Annotated in this window: 27 protein-coding genes; 13 read left to right on the top strand and 14 right to left on the bottom strand. The window is 58.8% G+C overall.

All coding sequences use genetic code 11. From position 1 onward, the window contains the following. The first annotated feature begins 47 nt into the window (after positions 1 to 47). From IC231_RS19090 to IC231_RS19055, 8 genes are all read left to right on the top strand, one after another. Positions 48 to 446, top strand: a complete 399-nt coding sequence (locus tag IC231_RS19090) for a DUF4783 domain-containing protein (protein WP_190786083.1) — start codon at positions 48 to 50, stop codon at positions 444 to 446. A 265-nt stretch (positions 447 to 711) separates the two neighbouring features. Beyond that, positions 712 to 1,113 (top strand): DUF4783 domain-containing protein, encoded by a 402-nt coding sequence (locus tag IC231_RS19085; RefSeq protein ID WP_190786082.1) that lies wholly within the window; start codon positions 712 to 714, stop codon positions 1,111 to 1,113. Positions 1,114 to 1,230: 117 nt separating this feature from the next. Beyond that, positions 1,231 to 2,118: a carboxylating nicotinate-nucleotide diphosphorylase gene (nadC, locus tag IC231_RS19080; protein ID WP_190786081.1), complete on the top strand. Its 888-nt coding sequence runs from the start codon at positions 1,231 to 1,233 to the stop codon at positions 2,116 to 2,118. Between the two features lie 101 nt (positions 2,119 to 2,219). Further along, positions 2,220 to 2,849 carry a hypothetical protein gene (locus tag IC231_RS19075; RefSeq protein WP_185888304.1) on the top strand — a complete coding sequence of 210 codons (630 nt, stop codon included), beginning with the start codon at positions 2,220 to 2,222 and terminating at the stop codon, positions 2,847 to 2,849. A 58-nt stretch (positions 2,850 to 2,907) separates the two neighbouring features. After that, on the top strand, positions 2,908 to 3,258 hold the full coding sequence (locus IC231_RS19070) for a hypothetical protein (protein WP_190786080.1): 351 nt from the start codon (positions 2,908 to 2,910) through the stop codon (positions 3,256 to 3,258). Between the two features lie 10 nt (positions 3,259 to 3,268). Next, positions 3,269 to 3,529: a heavy metal-binding domain-containing protein gene (locus tag IC231_RS19065; RefSeq protein WP_190786079.1), complete on the top strand. Its 261-nt coding sequence runs from the start codon at positions 3,269 to 3,271 to the stop codon at positions 3,527 to 3,529. Positions 3,530 to 3,696: 167 nt separating this feature from the next. Then, entirely contained in the window at positions 3,697 to 4,446 is a 750-nt protein-coding gene (locus IC231_RS19060; protein ID WP_211539194.1) for a class I SAM-dependent methyltransferase, read from the top strand. A 121-nt stretch (positions 4,447 to 4,567) separates the two neighbouring features. Continuing rightward, on the top strand, positions 4,568 to 5,305 hold the full coding sequence (locus tag IC231_RS19055; RefSeq protein ID WP_190786078.1) for a ZIP family metal transporter: 738 nt from the start codon (positions 4,568 to 4,570) through the stop codon (positions 5,303 to 5,305). A gap of 43 nt (positions 5,306 to 5,348) precedes the next feature. Here the strand turns inward: IC231_RS19055 and IC231_RS19050 are convergent, their stop codons facing one another. Both IC231_RS19050 and IC231_RS19045 read right to left on the bottom strand, forming a co-directional pair. Further along, a complete protein-coding gene (locus tag IC231_RS19050; protein ID WP_190786077.1) occupies positions 5,349 to 5,690 on the bottom strand; it encodes a MerR family transcriptional regulator in 342 nt (113 codons plus the stop codon). Between the two features lie 63 nt (positions 5,691 to 5,753). Beyond that, positions 5,754 to 6,671, bottom strand: coding sequence for a DnaJ C-terminal domain-containing protein (locus IC231_RS19045; protein WP_190786076.1), 918 nt, complete (start codon positions 6,669 to 6,671; stop codon positions 5,754 to 5,756). A 237-nt stretch (positions 6,672 to 6,908) separates the two neighbouring features. Here IC231_RS19045 and IC231_RS19040 point away from each other — a divergent pair, with 237 nt between their 5' ends. Then, on the top strand, positions 6,909 to 7,322 hold the full coding sequence (locus IC231_RS19040) for a DUF6799 domain-containing protein (protein WP_190786075.1): 414 nt from the start codon (positions 6,909 to 6,911) through the stop codon (positions 7,320 to 7,322). Positions 7,323 to 7,411: 89 nt separating this feature from the next. On the opposite strand, the gene IC231_RS19035 is transcribed toward IC231_RS19040, so the two are convergent. From IC231_RS19035 to IC231_RS19025, 3 genes are all read right to left on the bottom strand, one after another. Further along, positions 7,412 to 7,606 (bottom strand): hypothetical protein, encoded by a 195-nt coding sequence (locus IC231_RS19035; RefSeq protein WP_190786074.1) that lies wholly within the window; start codon positions 7,604 to 7,606, stop codon positions 7,412 to 7,414. 29 nt (positions 7,607 to 7,635) lie between these two features. Continuing rightward, complete coding sequence (locus IC231_RS19030) at positions 7,636 to 8,076, bottom strand: septal ring lytic transglycosylase RlpA family protein (protein WP_190786073.1); 441 nt, start codon at positions 8,074 to 8,076, stop codon at positions 7,636 to 7,638. Between the two features lie 104 nt (positions 8,077 to 8,180). Further along, positions 8,181 to 9,002 (bottom strand): glycoside hydrolase family 25 protein, encoded by an 822-nt coding sequence (locus tag IC231_RS19025; protein ID WP_190786072.1) that lies wholly within the window; start codon positions 9,000 to 9,002, stop codon positions 8,181 to 8,183. A 124-nt stretch (positions 9,003 to 9,126) separates the two neighbouring features. Between IC231_RS19025 and IC231_RS19020 the strand changes: the two genes are divergently transcribed. Together IC231_RS19020 and IC231_RS19015 are read left to right on the top strand one after the other, a co-directional pair. Continuing rightward, positions 9,127 to 9,405: a VF530 family protein gene (locus tag IC231_RS19020; protein WP_190786071.1), complete on the top strand. Its 279-nt coding sequence runs from the start codon at positions 9,127 to 9,129 to the stop codon at positions 9,403 to 9,405. A 42-nt stretch (positions 9,406 to 9,447) separates the two neighbouring features. Next, complete coding sequence (locus IC231_RS19015) at positions 9,448 to 9,771, top strand: hypothetical protein (RefSeq protein WP_211539192.1); 324 nt, start codon at positions 9,448 to 9,450, stop codon at positions 9,769 to 9,771. A gap of 87 nt (positions 9,772 to 9,858) precedes the next feature. On the opposite strand, the gene IC231_RS19010 is transcribed toward IC231_RS19015, so the two are convergent. The 4 genes from IC231_RS19010 to IC231_RS18995 form a co-directional block, all read right to left on the bottom strand. Next, positions 9,859 to 10,242: an Hsp20/alpha crystallin family protein gene (locus IC231_RS19010; RefSeq protein WP_185888316.1), complete on the bottom strand. Its 384-nt coding sequence runs from the start codon at positions 10,240 to 10,242 to the stop codon at positions 9,859 to 9,861. 316 nt (positions 10,243 to 10,558) lie between these two features. Then, positions 10,559 to 11,515 (bottom strand): T9SS type A sorting domain-containing protein, encoded by a 957-nt coding sequence (locus IC231_RS19005; RefSeq protein ID WP_190786070.1) that lies wholly within the window; start codon positions 11,513 to 11,515, stop codon positions 10,559 to 10,561. A gap of 70 nt (positions 11,516 to 11,585) precedes the next feature. Then, complete coding sequence (locus IC231_RS19000; protein ID WP_190786069.1) at positions 11,586 to 11,951, bottom strand: VOC family protein; 366 nt, start codon at positions 11,949 to 11,951, stop codon at positions 11,586 to 11,588. A gap of 70 nt (positions 11,952 to 12,021) precedes the next feature. Continuing rightward, on the bottom strand, positions 12,022 to 12,573 hold the full coding sequence (locus IC231_RS18995) for a GNAT family N-acetyltransferase (protein WP_190786068.1): 552 nt from the start codon (positions 12,571 to 12,573) through the stop codon (positions 12,022 to 12,024). Positions 12,574 to 12,682: 109 nt separating this feature from the next. Between IC231_RS18995 and IC231_RS18990 the strand changes: the two genes are divergently transcribed. Continuing rightward, positions 12,683 to 13,111, top strand: coding sequence for a hypothetical protein (locus IC231_RS18990; protein ID WP_190786067.1), 429 nt, complete (start codon positions 12,683 to 12,685; stop codon positions 13,109 to 13,111). 10 nt (positions 13,112 to 13,121) lie between these two features. On the opposite strand, the gene IC231_RS18985 is transcribed toward IC231_RS18990, so the two are convergent. The 5 genes from IC231_RS18985 to IC231_RS18965 form a co-directional block, all read right to left on the bottom strand. Then, on the bottom strand, positions 13,122 to 13,568 hold the full coding sequence (locus tag IC231_RS18985) for an SUKH-3 domain-containing protein (RefSeq protein WP_190786066.1): 447 nt from the start codon (positions 13,566 to 13,568) through the stop codon (positions 13,122 to 13,124). Positions 13,569 to 13,820: 252 nt separating this feature from the next. Next, positions 13,821 to 14,072: an acyl carrier protein gene (locus IC231_RS18980; protein WP_190786065.1), complete on the bottom strand. Its 252-nt coding sequence runs from the start codon at positions 14,070 to 14,072 to the stop codon at positions 13,821 to 13,823. Positions 14,073 to 14,105: 33 nt separating this feature from the next. Next, complete coding sequence (locus IC231_RS18975; RefSeq protein WP_190786064.1) at positions 14,106 to 14,693, bottom strand: efflux RND transporter periplasmic adaptor subunit; 588 nt, start codon at positions 14,691 to 14,693, stop codon at positions 14,106 to 14,108. Between the two features lie 125 nt (positions 14,694 to 14,818). Continuing rightward, positions 14,819 to 15,277, bottom strand: a complete 459-nt coding sequence (locus tag IC231_RS18970; protein WP_190786063.1) for an Rrf2 family transcriptional regulator — start codon at positions 15,275 to 15,277, stop codon at positions 14,819 to 14,821. A gap of 188 nt (positions 15,278 to 15,465) precedes the next feature. Further along, positions 15,466 to 16,320 (bottom strand): pirin family protein, encoded by an 855-nt coding sequence (locus IC231_RS18965; RefSeq protein WP_190786062.1) that lies wholly within the window; start codon positions 16,318 to 16,320, stop codon positions 15,466 to 15,468. Between the two features lie 225 nt (positions 16,321 to 16,545). Between IC231_RS18965 and IC231_RS18960 the strand changes: the two genes are divergently transcribed. Continuing rightward, positions 16,546 to 17,613 carry an NADH:flavin oxidoreductase/NADH oxidase gene (locus IC231_RS18960; protein WP_190786061.1) on the top strand — a complete coding sequence of 356 codons (1,068 nt, stop codon included), beginning with the start codon at positions 16,546 to 16,548 and terminating at the stop codon, positions 17,611 to 17,613. Positions 17,614 to 17,681 lie beyond the last annotated feature (68 nt).

Raw genomic sequence — 17,681 nt, 5'->3', positions numbered from 1 at the left:
GCTTGGCATAATTTTCGCGCACTGGATGGTGAATTCTCTACTCTAAGATGAAACGTATCTTCTTCCCAGCCTTTCTGCTCGTGTGGCTGTTGCTGTCCTCGGTGATGGTGCAGGCGCAGGGCGAGGCGTTTGGAGCTGTACGCGGGGCTCTGCGTAACGCTTCTTCCCGTGAATTGTCTCAGTATTTTGGTGCCACAGTTGGCATCAGTTTCGATGGCGACCGGCAGAACTATAGCTCCACGCAGGCGGAGTTTGTGATGAAGGACTTCTTCGCCAAAACCGCGCCTTCTACGTTCGAAATAGTGCATCAGGGAGCCAGCCAGGGCGGTATTCCGTATGCAATTGGCAAATACAATGGCAAGTCCGGCTCTTATCGGGTGTTTATCAAAATGAAAAACACGAATGGTGCCCTGCGCATCGATACCATGGACTTCACTAAAGAGTAGCTACCGCTACTGATGTAATGAAATAAACAGGCTCCCGTGAAAGTGGGAGCCTTTCTTATGCCTGTTAAATCTTCGTTATTTAGGAACTGGTTGCTCAAATTCAAATTCACCGCTGCATTAGGTGCCATCCTTATTTGGCTAGTTGCAAATAGTCGCTAAAACCGCCTTCCGAAGCCGCTGGGGGCTTTATTGCCGCTAGTCGTAATCGGGTAGTTCCAGTTTGGCATAGTTCTCGTATATAGGGCTATACATGTTCAAGAACCTGATGAAACCTACTTTACTCTTCGCGTCTCTGACCCTGTTCTGGCTGACTCTGCTTGTGGGTGTCACGCAGGCGCAGAACGACACGTTTGCTCCCATCCGCAATGCTATCCGGAGTGGCTCGTCTCAGGAACTGGCGCAAAGCTTCGGGCCCGCCGTAGAAATCAGCTTCGATGGTGACCGGAAGGGCTATAGCGCCACGCAGGCAGAAGCCGTGATGAAAGACTTTTTCGCTAAGAATGCCCCGGCCAGCTTCGATTTCGTGCATTCCGGCGGCAGCAACGACGGCAAACCCTACGCTGTAGGCAAGTACGTGAGCAAAAGCGGTGCGTACCGTATGTTCGTGAAGATGAAGCCGGAAGGCGGCCGGCCCGTGATTAACGCCATCGACTTTACGAAGGAATAGCGGCACCAGTCTTTATTTATCCGCCCCTGGCACTACGTAGTGCCAGGGGCGGTTTGCGTTTCGGGCTCTGGAGGCTTGTAGGACAGATTAAGGCCCACCGCTTTATATGGCCGGGTAATGGGGTGTTTTTGCTATTTTTGCACCGTGCAAAACACCCCCTACCTCACTTCCGAAGCTCTAGTTGATTTTATCCGCACTGCCCTCCGCGAGGATGTCGGCGACGGCGACCATTCCTCCCTGGCCTCAATTCCGGCCGACGCCTGCAACCGTGCCCGGCTGCTGGTGAAGGATGAAGGAGTGCTGGCGGGCGTGGAACTGGCCCTGCTGATCTTTAAAGAAGTAGACCCGGAGTTGCAGGTGGAGCCGCTACTGGCCGACGGCGCCCGTATCAAGCACGGCGACGTGGTGCTGACGGTGGAGGGCCGCGCCCAAAGCATTTTGACGGCGGAGCGGCTGGTACTCAACTGCATGCAGCGCATGAGTGGCATTGCCACGCATACGGCTCACCTCAACAGCCTGCTGGCTGGCACCAAGGCCCGCCTGCTCGATACCCGCAAGACCACGCCTAATTTTCGGATCTGTGAGAAATGGGCGGTGCTGATTGGCGGCGGCGTAAACCACCGCTACGGCCTCTTCGACATGATTATCCTCAAGGACAACCACGTGGATTACGCGGGAGGTATCCGGCAGGCTATTGAAGCCACGCAGGCGTACCTGGCCCGCACTGGCCGCAAGCTCCCCATCGAAATAGAGACCCGCACACTGGCCGAGGTGCAGCAAGCCTTGGATACCGGCGGCATCGACCGGATTATGCTCGACAACATGCCACCGGCTCAGCTTCGGGAAGCGGTGCAGCTGATAGCTGGGCGCTTTTCCACTGAAGCCAGCGGCGGTATCACAGAGCATATCATTGCGGAAGTAGCGGCTACCGGCGTCGATTTCATTTCGGTTGGGGCCCTGACTCATTCCACCAAAAGCCTCGATTTGAGCCTGAAAGCGTTTTAAATTCTGCGCGAATGGGTAGATGAACACTTGAGTGAATGTTCATTTGCAGAGGCCACAGTAGGCTGCTCATTTGCCTTTTCACGCACTCACTATTTCTGAAAATGCAACTCCCCAACCAACGCGGCAGCTACCGCCAGCAGCAACAGTCCGCTGGCTCGCCGCTGGCTATCCGTACCAAGAAGCACCAGCTTGATACCAATATGTACACCCGTGTGGCCATGGCCCACGTGTGGCGTAAAGAATGGTGGTATGCCCTGATTCCCTTTGTACTAGGGGTGTTGCCGGCCGCCATCTGGCCCTCATGGTGGTGGCTAGCCGCTGGGTTGGTACTGGCGCTGCTATTCGTGCTGCTGCGTTCTTCCCAGATTACGGCCGTGACGCAGGTAGAGCAGACCAAGCCGCTCTTTGAGCGCATGAGCTACGTTATTGATCAGCGCCAGATTGGGCTGATGCAGAACGAGAAAGAAGGCCGTGGTATGGGCGTGAACTGGGACATGATTGGGAAAGTAAAGCGTGAGCCCGACGGTTATGTGCTGTGGTTCCGCACCCAGGAAGTGCCTGCCGAAATTACGGGGTGGCGTGCCTGGGTAGCCCGCACCTTCGAGACGCCCATGTTCCTGCACATTCCGTTTAAGATCTTCAATTCGCCCAACGACCAGAAGCTGTTCGAATCGTTGTTGCGGCGCAAAAACCTGCTGCCTGCTCTTGATGCGCCGGCGGACACTAAATAAGGAGGCACCATCTCGGCGACCCCCGTTCATATATACTCAACATCATTCTCTTCTTCCCATGACCAAGCAACTCCTGCTTTCTGCCCTAACCGTAGCCGCCCTTTCCCTGTCTGCCTGCAGCAGCGAGCCTTCCGACTGGCGCCCCGACAAGAAAGTATCGTTGGATATGGTGGAGCCCGGCTCCCGCTCTTCCGACAACTTCGACCAGCACACGGAAGCGGCTGCCAGCCAGCACAAAGGCGGTGCTATTGCAGAGCCTATCAGCTCGCATGCAACTCTGGACCAGCGTGAAAAGCCCTCGGCTGAGCACGCTACATCGGCGAATGCGCACGAAACGCTGAAAAGCAAGAGCGACGAGACGGCAGAAGAAAAAGCTACGGTAGCTGACCCCGAAGCCAAAAAGAAATAATCGGTAGCGCATGCGTACTTCTTTTCTGCGCTCTATAGCAGCTGGTTTGCTGCTGGCCGCTGGCCTGACGGGCTGTGAAAGCAACACGGCAACAGTTAGCACTCCGGCCGCAACGGCCGCTGCTGCTGACAGCACTTCGGCTCCTGTAGTAGCCGCTGCCTATATCTGCCCAATGGCCTGCGAAGGCAGCGCCAGCGACAAACCCGGCAAATGCCCGGTGTGCGAAATGGCACTTGAGCCCAATCCGGCTGCCAAAACCACCGTTCAGTAGGCTATTCCCTTTCTGTTCCACTTGCCCCGCAGCTTGGTAGCGTACCAAGCGCGGAGCAAGTGGAACAACTGTTGTTGAAGTTATTTTGTAACATTGTTGCAAAATATTCGTTTTCCTGATTTTGCTCTTTTGGCTGGCTTTTCTGCCGGCCCGCTTTGCCTTCCACGATGATGTCACCTGCTGCCGTTGAGCCGGAATGGTTTAGTACTTGGTTTGATTCTCCGTATTATCACCTGCTGTACCACGACCGGGACCAGGCTGAGGCGCAGGCCTTTATCGATGCGCTGCTACGGCATCTGCACCCCAAGCCTATGGCGCAGCTGCTGGATCTGGCCTGCGGCAAAGGCCGGCACTCTATTTACCTGAGCGAGCAGGGCTACAGCGTAACCGGCGTCGATCTGTCGGCGGAAAGCATTGCCGCGGCGCAGGCTGCTGCGCAGGAGCATCTGCACTTTCGGGTGCACGACATGCGGGAGCCGCTGCCCTGTGGTCCGTTCGACTTCATTTTCAACCTGTTTACCAGCTTCGGCTATTTTCTGCACGAGAGCGAAAACGTGGTGGCCCTGCGCAATGCCGCCACCGCTCTGCGGCCGGGCGGCAAAATGGTCATCGATTTTCTAAACACGGAGCGTACCGTGCGGGAACTGGTGGCACACGAGCACAAGCAGGTGGGAGGCATCGACTTTCACCTGCACCGCCACCTCTACCACGACTTCATCGTGAAGGAAATCGACTTTCGGGCGCCCGATGGAACGTTGCTGCATTACGAGGAGCGGGTGCGGGCCCTGAGTCGGGAGCGGTTTGAGGAGTATTTCCTGCTGGCTGGTCTGCGGCTGGTAGACGTGTTCGGCGACTACCACCTCACCCCCTACAATGAGGAAACCAGCCCACGGATGATATTCATTCTTAAAAAGTGAAGAGGTGACAGAGTAGCGAGACGACATGTGGCCAGCACACTCCTGCAAAGTCTACTGCTGGCCACGCTCACTCACCGCTCTGTTCGCCTTCACCCCATCACCCTTCACCTTATCAACCGCTATGTGGTTTGCTGTCCTGCTGTTGTTTCTTACCGTGCTTGGGGCCGGCTGGTCTACGCGGCTGGTGCCAACGGCAAGTACTGTCTGGATGAAGCCCCTGCTGGCATTCAGCGGGGCATACCTGTTCACGCTTACTATCACGCACCTGCTGCCCGAGGCCCTGCTGCTCGTGCCCGATGACATGCACCGCATCGGCTACTTTGTGCTGGCGGGCTTTTTCGGGCAGCTGGTGCTGGAAGTGTTTTCGCAGGGGGTAGAACACGGGCATGTGCATCATCACACGTCCCATGCCGGGCATGTACCCTTCCTGCTGCTGTTTTCGCTCATCATCCACTCGTTTCTGGAGGGCAGCATTCTGGTGAAGGTGCCTGAAGTGGGCACCGTGAGCGACAATTTCTACGCTATTCTGACGGGCGTGGCGCTGCACCACATTCCGGCGGCCTTTGCCCTGATGGCGGCCCTGAGACTTCGGCTGGGTACTTTTCGCCGGGCGCTGCCTTTCCTGGTGCTGTTTGCGTTGGCGGCGCCAGTGGGCATTGTGGTGAGCAACTTTGTGGTGCTGGAGCAGCTGCTTACCGGCGGCCTGTATGCGGCGCTGCTGGGCTTTGTGGCCGGCAACTTTCTACATGTGTCTACTACCATTCTCTTCGAAACCAGCCCGGAACACCGCCTGAATCTGCCTAAGCTGGCCGCTACCATGGCCGGCACGGCCCTAGCACTAGCCGTGGAGCTACTCTAGCCGCAAGCAGCCGCTTAGGCAGCTGGCCCCGCTTAAGCGGTTGCTAGTGCATGCCTGCTAAGTCGTCGGCATCCAGCAGCGGGCCCGTGTTTTGCAGCAGAAACTCCAGTTGCCGGGCCCGAGCCCGCTGGTACACCAGTTCCGCCTGCAAACTGAGCAGCCGCTGCCGCATAGCCAGCACCACATCAATTCCCTCCCGGCTCAGGCCCAGCTCGTGGTGCAGGCGGGCCAGACGCGCCAGATGGGCGGGCTCGTCGCGGATGGTGCCTGGCGTGGGGCCCGCGCCGAGCAGGCCCAGTTCCACAAAGCCCTGCAAATCGGTTTCACTTAGCTCATACTGACTGGCGCAGTCGTGGAATGTGATGGTGATTATGTGCGTTTCCATAGCAGTTGGGTTGATTGCTGCCGGTAAATAGGTTGGGTTTCAGGCGGCGGCTCAGGCGGCGGCTCAGTCGGGGCGCAGTGCGGCGAGCTGGCGGAGTAGTTCTTTTTCCTGGTCGGTGAGGTGCTGCGGAAGCTGCACCGTCAGGTGCAGATACAGGTTGCCAAACTCGCCGGCCTGCTTGTATACTGGGAAGCCTTTGCCACGCAGGCGCAGGCGGGTGCCGTTCTGGGTTTCGGGCTTGATGTTGATTTTGACGGTTCCCGCCAGGGTTTCTACTACCTGCTCACCACCAAGCAGCGCCCGATATAGCGGCACTTTCACCTCCTGGGTCAGGTCGTGGCCGGTGCGGACGTAGCGTGCATCGGGCAGTATGCGTAGCGTGATGAAAAGCGAGCCACTGGGCCCGCCATTGCGGCCGGGCGCGCCCTGGTCGCGCAGCCGGATGGTCTGGCCGTCTTCCACGCCAGGCTGAATAGTGAGGCGCAGCTTCTTGCCGTTTACCGTGAGCGTGCGTGGGCCACCCTGGTAGGCGTCTTCCAGCGTCAGCTCCAGCTCGGCTTGGTAGTCCTGGCCGGCGCTGGCTCTGGTGGAGCTGCGGCCTCCCGCGCCGCCCATATTGCCAAAAATGGAGCTGAAGAAATCAGAAAAGTCGCCGCCTTCGCCAAATTCGGGTCCGCCAAACCCACGGGCACCGCCCTGCTGCTGGTACTGGCCCCAATCGAAGCCGCCCCGGCCACCCGCACCGCCCTGCTGATAACGCTGCCAGTCGGCGCCCATCTGGTCGTACTTCTGCCGCTTGTCAGGGTCCGACAGCACCTCGTTGGCCTCGTTCACTTCCTTGAACCTGCGCTCCGCTTCCGGGTCATTCGGATTGACATCGGGATGATGCTGGCGGGCCAACTTTCGGTAGGCTTTTTTAATCTGGTCGGTGGTAGCAGTTTTGTCCACTCCCAGTATTTTGTAATAGTCCTTGTAATCCACGGGGCAAAAAGGTGAATGAGGGTGGTAGTGTGGAGCTTGTCAGATTTGTTTTTGGGCCAAGTCGAAGTTCAGGCGAGAAACAATATCGGAAAAAGGCAAAAAAAGAATGCTTACTGTATGCTCCAAAGGCTATTTTTCAAACGAAGGCTTCTACAGGCAGGTTGCCGGAACATAACTGGCCCAGCTTTTGTAAATTACGTTTTCATTCCCACTTACAATCTTCACTTTACTTCTAGAATGAAACGGACTTCAACGTTTGTTCTCACTTTGTTGCTGGCTGCCGGCTGCTTCGCTGCTCAGGCCCAAACCAAGCTTCCCGCACGCAAACCTGTGCAGCCCAAAGGGCGCATGGTCAGCAAAGGCACCGCTACCCGGGACGGCGCCGTGATGAAAGACGGCAAGGTGGTGCTGACCCAGAACGGTCTTACCAACCCCGTGCTGCAGGAAACCGCCCTTATCAACGGTACCAAGATCAAGCCCGACGGTACGGTGACGATGACTGACGGCACCAGCACCATCATGAAGGAAGGCGACTACATGTCGTTGACGGGCCGCCTGACTACGGCCGTAATGAAGGCGCAGCAGGATAGCCTCATGAAGGCCGCGCAACTAGACCCCAAAGGCAAAAAAAGCAAGAAGAAAGGTCGTTAAGCAGTTCGCCTACCACAACCGGCAAAAGCGGGACGCCCTGAACCACTGAGGTTTAGAGCGTCCCGCTTTTTGTTTGTCAGGTGGTGGGCTCAGCGTTGCGTGTAATCCTGCAGAATTTCCAGGGCCTCAGCGTCGCTGACGGCTTCTACTACCTCGTTGATAACGAATTGAACTTCGGCTTCCGACCAGTGCTGGGCTTCTGCGGCTTTGATGAAGGCTTCGAGCAATACAAACCGGCCCGGCTTGGCAGGCAGCGTCCAGCTTACTTTTTTCTTGATTCGCATGCAGCAACTAGTTGTTGTGTTGTGGGCTCCTACCCTTTCTTTATCACCTTCAGCTGTACCGGCGCTACGCCGGCATCGATGATACCGATTTTGCGGGCCGCTTTCTTGGACAGGTCGATGATGCGGCCTTTGGCGTGCGGGCCCCGGTCCGTGACGGTCACCTTGACGGAGCGGTGGTTGCGCGGGTTCGTGACCTTCACGACCGTGCCGAAGGGGAGGGTGTTGTGGGCCGCCGTGCGTTGGCCAGCCCGGTAAATTGTGCCGCTGGCGGTTTTGCGGCCATCGAACTTGTCGGCGTAGTAAGACGCATTTCCGCTCTGTGTAAAGCCTTTGCCACCCGCGCAGGCCCCCAGAAGAAGCGGGCCGGCTACCAACAGCGCCACGGCAGTAGCCGCCCGCTGGCAACGAGCCCACACGGTGCGTAAGGCGAAGTCTGGTGAGGAAGGCGGCTCAGTGGGCGGAATACTCATGTTCATACGCAATGGGTTTATGATCAGCAGGACAACATGCAAAGCAGCACTTACTTATATAGGGCAAGATACCGCGGCGTTGCCAGCCAGCTTTCCGGGGCGGCCTAGTTGGGCGCTCCGCTGGACTTGGGTGGGATACGCATGGCCAGCAGCGTCTCGAAATTGCCCTGAAAAACATTGAAGTCCACAGTGCCCCGGATACCTGGAATATACGCTTCATCGGAGTGCTGCCAGATAATCCATTTTTCGCGGGGCAGGCTGGGCTGCGCTACTTCGTAGTGAGCCAGCCAAAGCGGATATTTATCGAAATGGCCGGCCAGGTGGCGCTTGTAGAAGCTGTAGTTGGAGTACAGAATCGGCCGGACTCCATAGTGGCGCTCTACCAGCCGCAGCCAGGTAGCCACGTTGCGGCGCATATACGCTACATCATGAAATTCAGCATGTTCTACATCCAACACGGGCGGCAGGTCGCCGGGCTGCAACGGGACGGTGCGCGTAAACAGGTTGGCCTGCTCGGTGCCGTCGTAGTTGGGCTGGAAGTAGTGGTACGCGCCCCGGTACACGCCCGCCTTTCGGGCGGCTTCCCAGTTGTGGCGGAACCGGGCGTCACGCAGCGTCACGCCTTCTGAGGCCTTGATGAAGGCAAACTTCACGTTGTGGGTAGCCACTTCCGACCAATCGATACGTCCCTGATACGCTGATACATCAATGCCATGTACGGAGTAGCCATCCAGCAGCGGCGTTTTCTCGCGGCCGGTGAGGTGGCTGCTGATAAGCGTGGCCCAGGTCCGCCGTGCGTAGCGGTTCAGCTGCCGCCGGTATTTCCCATAGAGCGCCAGCCCCCCCACTACTAGCAACACCAGTGCCCAGCGTAGCAGCGGGCGCAACCTGGAGCGGTGGAGGGAAGTGGGAGCAGGGCGTTTCATCAGCGTGGTCATGGCAAAAGTAACGCCGGACGGTTTGGGAATAGTGCCCGCGGCAGCAAAAGGTACAGTGTGGCCGCTTTTTCCCGAACTTGCCGCTTCTCCTGCTTCATCCGCTGCTGTTTCTATGTCTGCCTCTTCAACTCCTGCCGATGCCCGCGACGAAAACGGCCACCTCATTCGTGAACTGCACGGCGTCACACTGGCCTCTATCGTGGAATACCTGCACGGGCACTATGGCTGGCCCGGCCTCGACCAGCGCCTGCGCATGAACTGCTTTGCCGTGAATCCGAGCGTGAAATCGGCGCTGGCCTTTCTGCGCCGCACGGCCTGGGCGCGCACCAAAGTAGAGGAACTCTACATTCAGACGCGCACTGCCGAAGTGCAGGGCAAACCAACAGAGTAGCCCACGCTTACCGCTCCGTTTTTCCTTCATTCGCTGCTCTATATGGCTGACGTCACCGAAAAATCAAGCCCGCTGGCTATGGCCGCGGGAACTGTCGGCTTTCTGGCCTTCGAAACCGGAACGTACTACCTGTTGCGCTGGGTGACGTCGCCACTGGGCATGCCCGACCAGTATCAGCCGGAAAACACGATTGTGCCGAACTGGGCGAAAGCCGTGATAGTGCTGCTGCTCTATCTGCTGCTGGTAGTAGCGGCCGTACTGACGCTCAGCAACCAGCTGCCTCGCCGCTACCGGGGCCAGATAATGGGGTGGTTTTACCTCTCGCTGCTGGCAGGCTTTGTTGTGGTGTTTGTGATAATGTCTTGACTATAAGGCAATAAAAAAGCCACTGCGGAAGCAGTGGCTGGTGAAACAAGTGCCGGTCGGCCCCGGCGTTATAGGCAAGCGCTGAAACTAGCGCTGCTTGATTTTGATTTCGCGCTGCTGGCTGGTCGGGTCGGCGTACGGAATGCGTACGCGTAACTCGCCCTGCTCGTGTACCGCATCAATGCGCGTCAGGTCCAAGTCGGCGGGCAAATCGAGGACGCGGGTGAACAGGGGAGCAGCCAGCTGGTCTTCGGGCTGATGACGGAATTCGCCAAACACCGACAGACGGCTGTTTTTGAGCACCACGTGGATATTTTCCGGGCTGACCGACGGGGCAGCCACTCGAATAACTACGCCCTGCTCCTGCTTGTCCACGCGCAGCTGGGCTTGCGCGATGCCCCCACCCAGCGTGTTGAGCAGATCCAGCTGCGGGGCCAGGTTACGGATGAATTCTCGGCTTATCAGGTTCATAGCGTGTGTTCCTCTCTTAGTGGTATGAGCTCTATTGCAAAGCATGTACCAACCTAGAACAGCTGTCTTAGATATCTGTTTGTTGCCAGTATGGCTGATTTAAGTGGTTTTGCAGGTTCCTGTGCGGCCACTATGTCAGGTGTAGTAGTATGATGAAGGTATACTACGTGCCAGCAGAAACCTTCTTGGGAGACGAAAGAGGCGTACTTGCTTTAGGTATTACCTCAGAGCACTCAGCCTCTTTGAAACCTGGACAGACCAAAAAAGCCCTGCCAGTACAACTAGCAGGGCTTCCTGACAAGAGAGGCAATAGCGGCTAGTGTGCCACCTGTACCCGATGAACTTCGGTTAGCTCATTGTGCGATGCGCGCACCATGTACGTGCCGGCAGCCAGGTCACTCAGGTCCAGCAAGCCGCTGGCGGGCAGGGGCAACGTGCGCAACGTACGCCCGGTCGCATCGAGCACCGTCAATTCTACTTTTTTGCCGGCAAATGATGGGTTGAGCTTCAGCTTGATTGGCCCGGCCGTTGGGTTAGGGTACGCCTCACCCGAAAGTAGAAGCTGCCCGCGGGTACCATTGGTACGGGTGTACGTAATGCGGATTTTGGGCCGCAGGTTGTCCAGCGTACCAATGCTGTTTGAGGTAGGAGAGAGCGGTGCCGTAATAGCCGCGAAGTTGGAGTAGCCCAGGATATGGTCGACGACGGTGTACTGCGCCCAGTTGAAAGCATCAGTGGCCGCATTGCCGGTACCTACGCTGTTGTCCCAGTCGGTAAATATTTCCAGCGCCTGCCCGTTATAAGCAAAGGGTGCCGTGAGTGGGAATGCCACGAACCCTATAGTAGCAGGCAGGGCTTGGGTAGCATTGTTGTACACCTGCGTGGCACCGGTGGTCAGAGTCGCCCAGGGAGTAGCCGTAGTATAGGTGGCCTGAGTCGAGTTCTTCATCAGAATGCGGAACACGCCCGTGCGAACAGTGGCCGCGGCATTCGTCTTTTCCCATTCTACCTGCGTGATGGCCGAACCGGGGGTAATACCGGCTGCCGTCAGCTCCGCCGCATCAAAGAGGTAGGCATACTGGCTGTAGTAGTAGCCGCTGGAGGCCGATGAGCGGTAGATGGGCCCTGGGTGATAGGACGGAGTGGCCACCGTGCCGGTCGTGATAATGGCCGGGCTCTGCGCCTGCGCCACCGAAGCGGAGAGGCAGGTAACAGCCGTTATGGCTGCCAGCCCGAGGTAGCGCAAAGAAAACAGGGAGGAGAAGTGTTGCATACGCAAGGGATAAAGTGAAACGATACCGTAATATATAGACAAAAGGTATGCTGCTGACAATGAGGGTAGATTATTCAGCCGGAAGACGGAAATGCGGGTTCTCAATGACACCCAGCAGGTTGCCGAACGGGTCCTGCACGGAGCCCAGCAGAACACCGCCCCCTACGTCGTAGATGGCCTCGTGGGCTGCCGCGCCCAGCGCCAACAAGTGGGTGTAGGCCGCATGCGCATCCGGCACGCCCCAGTAGGTAATAGGGCCGCACTGCCCGGCCACCGGCGCGTCCGGCACTAGGCCCAGCTCATAGCCCCCTACATTAAAGCCCACATAAAACGGCTCATCGAAATAGGGCTCCTGGTGCAGCGCCTCGCTATACCACAACTTGGCCTTGGTAATATTTCCGACGGGGTAGACAACGGTGCGCAGACCTTGCAGCATGGCAGAACGGATAAGATGGTGAGGGAAAGAAGCCGGACAAAAAGGCCCCGCGGCTGGCCGTAGCAGCGTTTTAGAGGGTTTCGGTTGCGGGTGTCACTTCCCGCTCAAACCGCATGCGGCCTTCCGTATTGGGGTCAGTGAGTTGGAAGCCGTTGCGAAGCAGTACCTGCTGTGAGGCGGCATTATCGGGGCGGATGTGGGCTATCAGGCGGCGCACCATGCCCGTGCTGTCAGCCTGCTGAATCAGGCCGGCTACCAGCTCCGTTGCCAAGCCTTTGCCGCGCCAGTCAGCCGAAATAGAATAGCCGATTTCGGCGGTGCCGGCCGCGTCCGGCGGGCCCCAGAAGCCGCCGGCCCCAATCAGCGTGGCTGGCTGCTCATCGGTTGCGCGCAGAATAGCATACCAGCCGTACCAGCCGGCCGCCGTGCGCCCTCCGGCCGTGAGCTGGGCCAGAAAATAGCGGCTGGCTTCTTCGTCGTACTCGCCGGGGGGCCAGTCGGCGGGCATGGCCGCTCCAAGCAGTACCGGAAAGTAGTGGGGCTTGTGAAGCTCGGCAGTGAGCAGCGCACGGCTGGCAGCCAGCAGCGTGAGACGGGGCGTACGGGTAATAAGCGGAATCATGGGCGAAATATACGGTTCGCTGGCTATGGGAGCGGCGGAAATACCTGGCTGCCGTGTAGCAGATGGCAGGCCGGGCCCGTAGCTTTGCACTTCCCGTTCTGCTTATTCCATGCCTGCACCTGCCGCCGAATTTCTATTGCTGTCTTATCGAGCTGACTTACACGTGCTGGTGGGCCGGTGGATGCGCGTAGTGACACTGGCTGAAATGCAGCAGGGCTACGAGCTGCTGCTGCAGGCAGCGGTGGAGCACAGGTGCCGCCAGTGGCTGCTGGATACCCGCCGCCGCAACAACACCGACGAGGAAGGAGCCCAGTGGATGACCCAGGAGTTTCTGCCGCGCCTGCAGGGGCTGTTGGGCGGCACCACGGCGCTGGCCTATCTGCTGCCGCCCGTGCACCTGCGCAACGCCGCCGCCGATGCGGCCTTTCCGCCGGCGAGCTACTTCAAGGATAAACCCTTTATCTCAGACCGGTTCATTGATGAGCGCTTGGCCATAGAATGGCTGCAGTTGCAACAGAGCCTGGCTCCTGCCAGCTGAGAAGAACTACTCAGACTTCCTGAAACGGTAGGTCCATCACAATGGCCTCCAGTGCTTCGGCTACCGTAGCGCCAATGTAGTACAGGCCTTCTTCGCAGGCACCGTAAAAAGCCCCATTAGAAGCCACCAGCAAACAAAGCGGATCGGTATAGGCTTGGCCGATGATGCTGAGTTCGCCCCCAGGCACGCGCGGGACATAGTCGCTGCGCAGGCGCTGCAGATCAAGTACGGTGGCCGCCTGCTGCACCTCAAACTGCACTGAGGCAATGCTGTGGTCTTGCCGGGCAAAGTAGCAGTGCAGGCCTCCAAACTCGCCGAGAAAAGCGGCTGCCGTCGGCAGCCAGGGCATTTGCACGGCGTGGGCCGCCTGCTGGTAGGCCTGCGTGGCTACGGCCCGGCCGGGGTGCCAGCCGGCTTCCGTCAGTATGTGGTGTACTTCTCCTGAAAAAACAACCATGGAAGCAGGGCAGGCAATGGAAGGCGCAAGATACGGAAGGTTGAGCCGCATTACTACTCCGCAACCTGTGGCCCAGGTTCGCAGAACAGAACAGGGAATAAAGGCAACTGCCTGTAAGCGAGAAAAATGCTACTTAAATACGGCTTCTGCGCGCAGTGCAATCGAGCCCCGCAGCCACCCATAATCTAGGCGGGTGATACAGCAACAGGCCCTGCTACGGAGCGGGTAGTAGGGCCTGGTATCAGCCGATTATCAGGTGTGGTTGGCAGCAAGGTGTGTGTCAACGCAGTCCAGCACGTCCTGCACAGTACGCAGTTGCTCCAGCTCGGCATCGGGAATCACAATATGGAACCGGTACTCCAGGTTCATCGTCAACTCTATCAGGTCGATGGAGTCAAGCCCGATGTCGTGTATAAGGCGGGTGGTGGGTTGAAGGAGGAGGTCGGAGTTGCGGCGTTTGCGGCGGAGCATCCGTTCCACCTGATACTTAATCAGATGTTCCATAGAGTCAGGGGAAAAACGGGTGTGAATAGTAGCCTAGTCGATACTGGAAAGCAGCAGGGTGGTATCGTCGGCCGGCGGGGCGGCCAGTGTGGCTACAATAGTTGTGGGGGCCAGATAGTCGCCGGGAGCAACTGTGCGGGTTGCCACAATGCCATCCTGAGGAGCCGTCACGAACAGAAAGCTTAGCTGGGCCGGGGTTTCTGCCAGCTTCTTCTGCGTTTCGGACACCAGGTCTTGCGCGGTGGCCAGGGTGTTGGCTAAAGCCGCCGGACGCTGAGCGGCCAGGGCGTTATAGGCCTGCTGCTGCTGCGCCAGCAATAGCTGAAGCCGGTGCTGTTCGGTGGTGCGGAGCTTTTCTGTCACTTTCACCAGCACCTGGCCTTTGCGCACGCGCTGGCCCGCTGAAAAGTACACTTCCCAGACCCGGCCCGCTACGTTGGCGGATACGGCCGTGCCGGAAACGGCAGAAGGTAGAGGGGCTTCAGTAGGCGGCGCGAGGTAAGCGGTGATAGTAGCGGGAAGAGTATCCTGGGTGGCCTCGGGCAGGGCACTGCGCAACAAGGCAATGCTTCCGGTGGCTCCCAGCAGAACGACAAGTGTCGTCCTAATGAGCTTTTTCATACAAGGAGGTAGTCAGCGCAGCCGGACCCTGAGCAGATGCGCGACAAGTGTTTGGGTGTGCACGAGGGTAGTGCCTGAGAAAGAGTAGGTAACTGACTTGGTTACATTTAGCAACAAATAAAAGCTTATGCTGCCGCCGTGCCGGAGCAGCCACAGTCGGTGGGCAGGCGGGCGGCTAGATCCTGCATCACCTGCTCCAGCGACACGGCCGCCAGCGCCTGGTGCATGGCCTTTTCGGCGCTGCCCAGCAGGTCTTCGAGGGTATGCTGCATCACACGGCCTAGGTCGCAGTGCGAGTTGGGGTTGGTGCTGCCCACCGCAAACAGGTCGGGCTTCTGCTCCCGCATTGCCCTGAACACATCCAGCAGCGAAATGCCGGCGGCGGGCCGGGCCAGCAGGGCGCCGCCGCCGGCCCCCAGCTGGGTGCGCACAAGGCCGGCGCTGCGGAGCGTACCCATCAGGCGGCGCACCACCACCGGATGCGTGCCCGCACTGCTGGCCAGTACCTCCGATGATACCGGCTGACCCTCAGCGTGAGCCAGATAGGCGAGAATGTGGGTGGCAACCGCGAAACGGGTGTTCATGCAATAAGTGTAACTGATTTGGTTGCAAATGTACGCATTTAAAAGAGGGCGGACAATTTTTGGGAACGGGTACGCAGTGGTAGCCGGGCCGCAGCGTAGCCGGGCAGACGGCTACCTGTCCGAATTACTTTATAGTAGCTCGCCTACTTTTCGGCAGCTACCAGACAGGTCGATTCCCGGATGTCGGACTAGTCCTTCCAGACCCCAAACTTTCCTGCCTGGTAGTCCTGATACGCCTGCCGGATTTCTGCCTCCGTGTTCATCACAAACGGCCCGTAGGCGACAATAGGCTCCTGAAACGGCGCGGCGTGGCCCAGCAGCAGCACGGCATCCGTGAGGGCTTCTACCTGCAGCTCCTCACCATCATAGTTGAACTCTAGCAGCTGGCGCGCCTCAGTTTCCTGCCCATTCACGCGCAGCTTCCCCCGAATGGTGTAAAAGAAAACCGTCCGCTCGGCCGGAATACGAAGTTGCAGCTTGCCACCCGCCTCAAAATTGATGGTAGCCAGTTGCACATCGGCCAGGGGCTGCACCGCCCCAGCCGTGCCGGCCCATTCGCCCGATACGGCATGCACTGTCACGCGGCCCTCATCGAGCGAAATGGCTGGAATTTCGGACTCCTGCAGGCCCACATAGCGCGGCGCTGTCATCTTGTCTTTGGCTGGCAGGTTCACCCAGAGCTGCAAAATCTCCAGCGGCCCACCCGTGCGCTTGAACTCGTCGGAGGATATTTCAGAGTGAATTAGGCCACTGCCGGCAGTCATCCATTGAATGCCACCCGGCCCGATAACGCTCTGGTGCCCGCCTGAATCCTGGTGCATAATGTCGCCGTCCAGAATAAAGGTCACGGTTTCGAAGCCGCGGTGCGGATGCGGGCCGAAAGGCAGGCCACGGTTGGGGGCCGGATATACCTGCGGGCCATGGTGGTTCAGAAACAGAAACGGGTCGAGGTGCTCAACTGCCCGGGTAGGCAGGGCGCGGTAGGTTACCAGGTCGTCGATGGGGGCGCTGATGGCGCGGTGCTGTTGCTTGATGGTGCGCATAATGCGGAACTTGAGGAAAGAGGAAATATCCTGCAGACAAGTACCCAAAACGCGGCTACATGTTTGGTCTGTGGGCCGGTTTTATAAAGCCCACTATTCCGCTGCTGCTAATGCGGTTTCAAGGCCGGCCAATTCCGGTGCCCTGCTACCCGGCCAGAATGGCACCCCGAAAACCCCCGGCCCGCTACAGGAGTTATTCGCTTCTGTATCGAACAACTTCTTTGTATGTCACAGCTATTTTCGCCGCTTACGCTGCGCGGCATTACCCTTCGCAACCGGATTGCCATTTCGCCGATGTGCATGTACAGTGCCCAGGATGGCTTCGCCAACGACTGGCATCTGGTGCATCTGGGTAGCCGGGCGGTAGGGGGCGCCGGCCTCATCCTTCAGGAAGCTACGGCTGTAGCCCCGGAAGGCCGCATCACCCCCGACGACCTGGGTATCTGGAAGCCGGAACACGTGCCATTCCTGCGTCGTATTACCGATTTTATCAAGGCGCAGGGTGCCGTAGCCGGCATTCAGCTGGCTCACGCCGGCCGCAAAGCCAGCCATTCCAGCCCCTGGAAGGGCAACCAGGTGGTGCCCGCCGAAGCCGGCGGCTGGACGACCGTAGCGCCCAGCGCCACGCCCTTCACTCCTGAGGAACCTGTGCCGCATGCGTTGAGCCTGGACGAAATCCGGCAGGTAGTGGCCGATTTTAGGGCGGCTACGCTGCGGGCGCTGGAAGCCGGCTACGAAGTAATAGAACTGCACGCGGCCCACGGCTACCTGCTCCACGAGTTCTTTTCGCCGCTGAGCAACCACCGCACCGACGCGTACGGCGGCTCTTTCGAAAACCGGATCCGGCTGCTGCTGGAAGTAGTAGAAGCCACCCGCGCCGTGCTGCCGGCGCAGTTGCCGCTGCTGGTGCGCGTGTCGGCCACCGACTGGGTAGATGGTGGCTGGACCGCTGCGGATACGGTAGCGCTGGCGGCTATTCTGAAAGGCAAAGGCGTGGATCTGTTGGACTGCTCTACAGGTGGCAACGTGGCCGTAGCGCCCATTCCCGTTGGGCCGGGCTACCAGGTGCAGTTTGCCGAGCAGGTGCGGCGCGAAACCGGGCTGCCCACCGGCGCCGTGGGCCTTATCACCAGTGCGCAGCAGGCGGAGGCCATCATTTCCTCCGGCCAGGCCGACCTGGTATTACTGGCGCGTGAAGCGCTGCGCGACCCGTACTTTCCGCTCCATGCGGCCCACGAGCTGGGAGCTTCCATCACCTGGCCCGACCAGTATCTGCGGGCCCGCCCCCGCTAGCAACGTTGGGCTAGACTTACTGAGGATTCGTTCTAAGAAAAGAGCAACGTGTGGGGGAATGCTTCGCA

Source organism: Hymenobacter duratus, assembly GCF_014698995.1.
In the GTDB taxonomy this organism is placed as follows: Bacteria; Bacteroidota; Bacteroidia; order Cytophagales; family Hymenobacteraceae; genus Hymenobacter; species Hymenobacter duratus.
The sequence above is the reverse complement of the archived record's forward strand: the minus strand, read 5'-3'. Positions and strand labels throughout refer to the sequence as shown.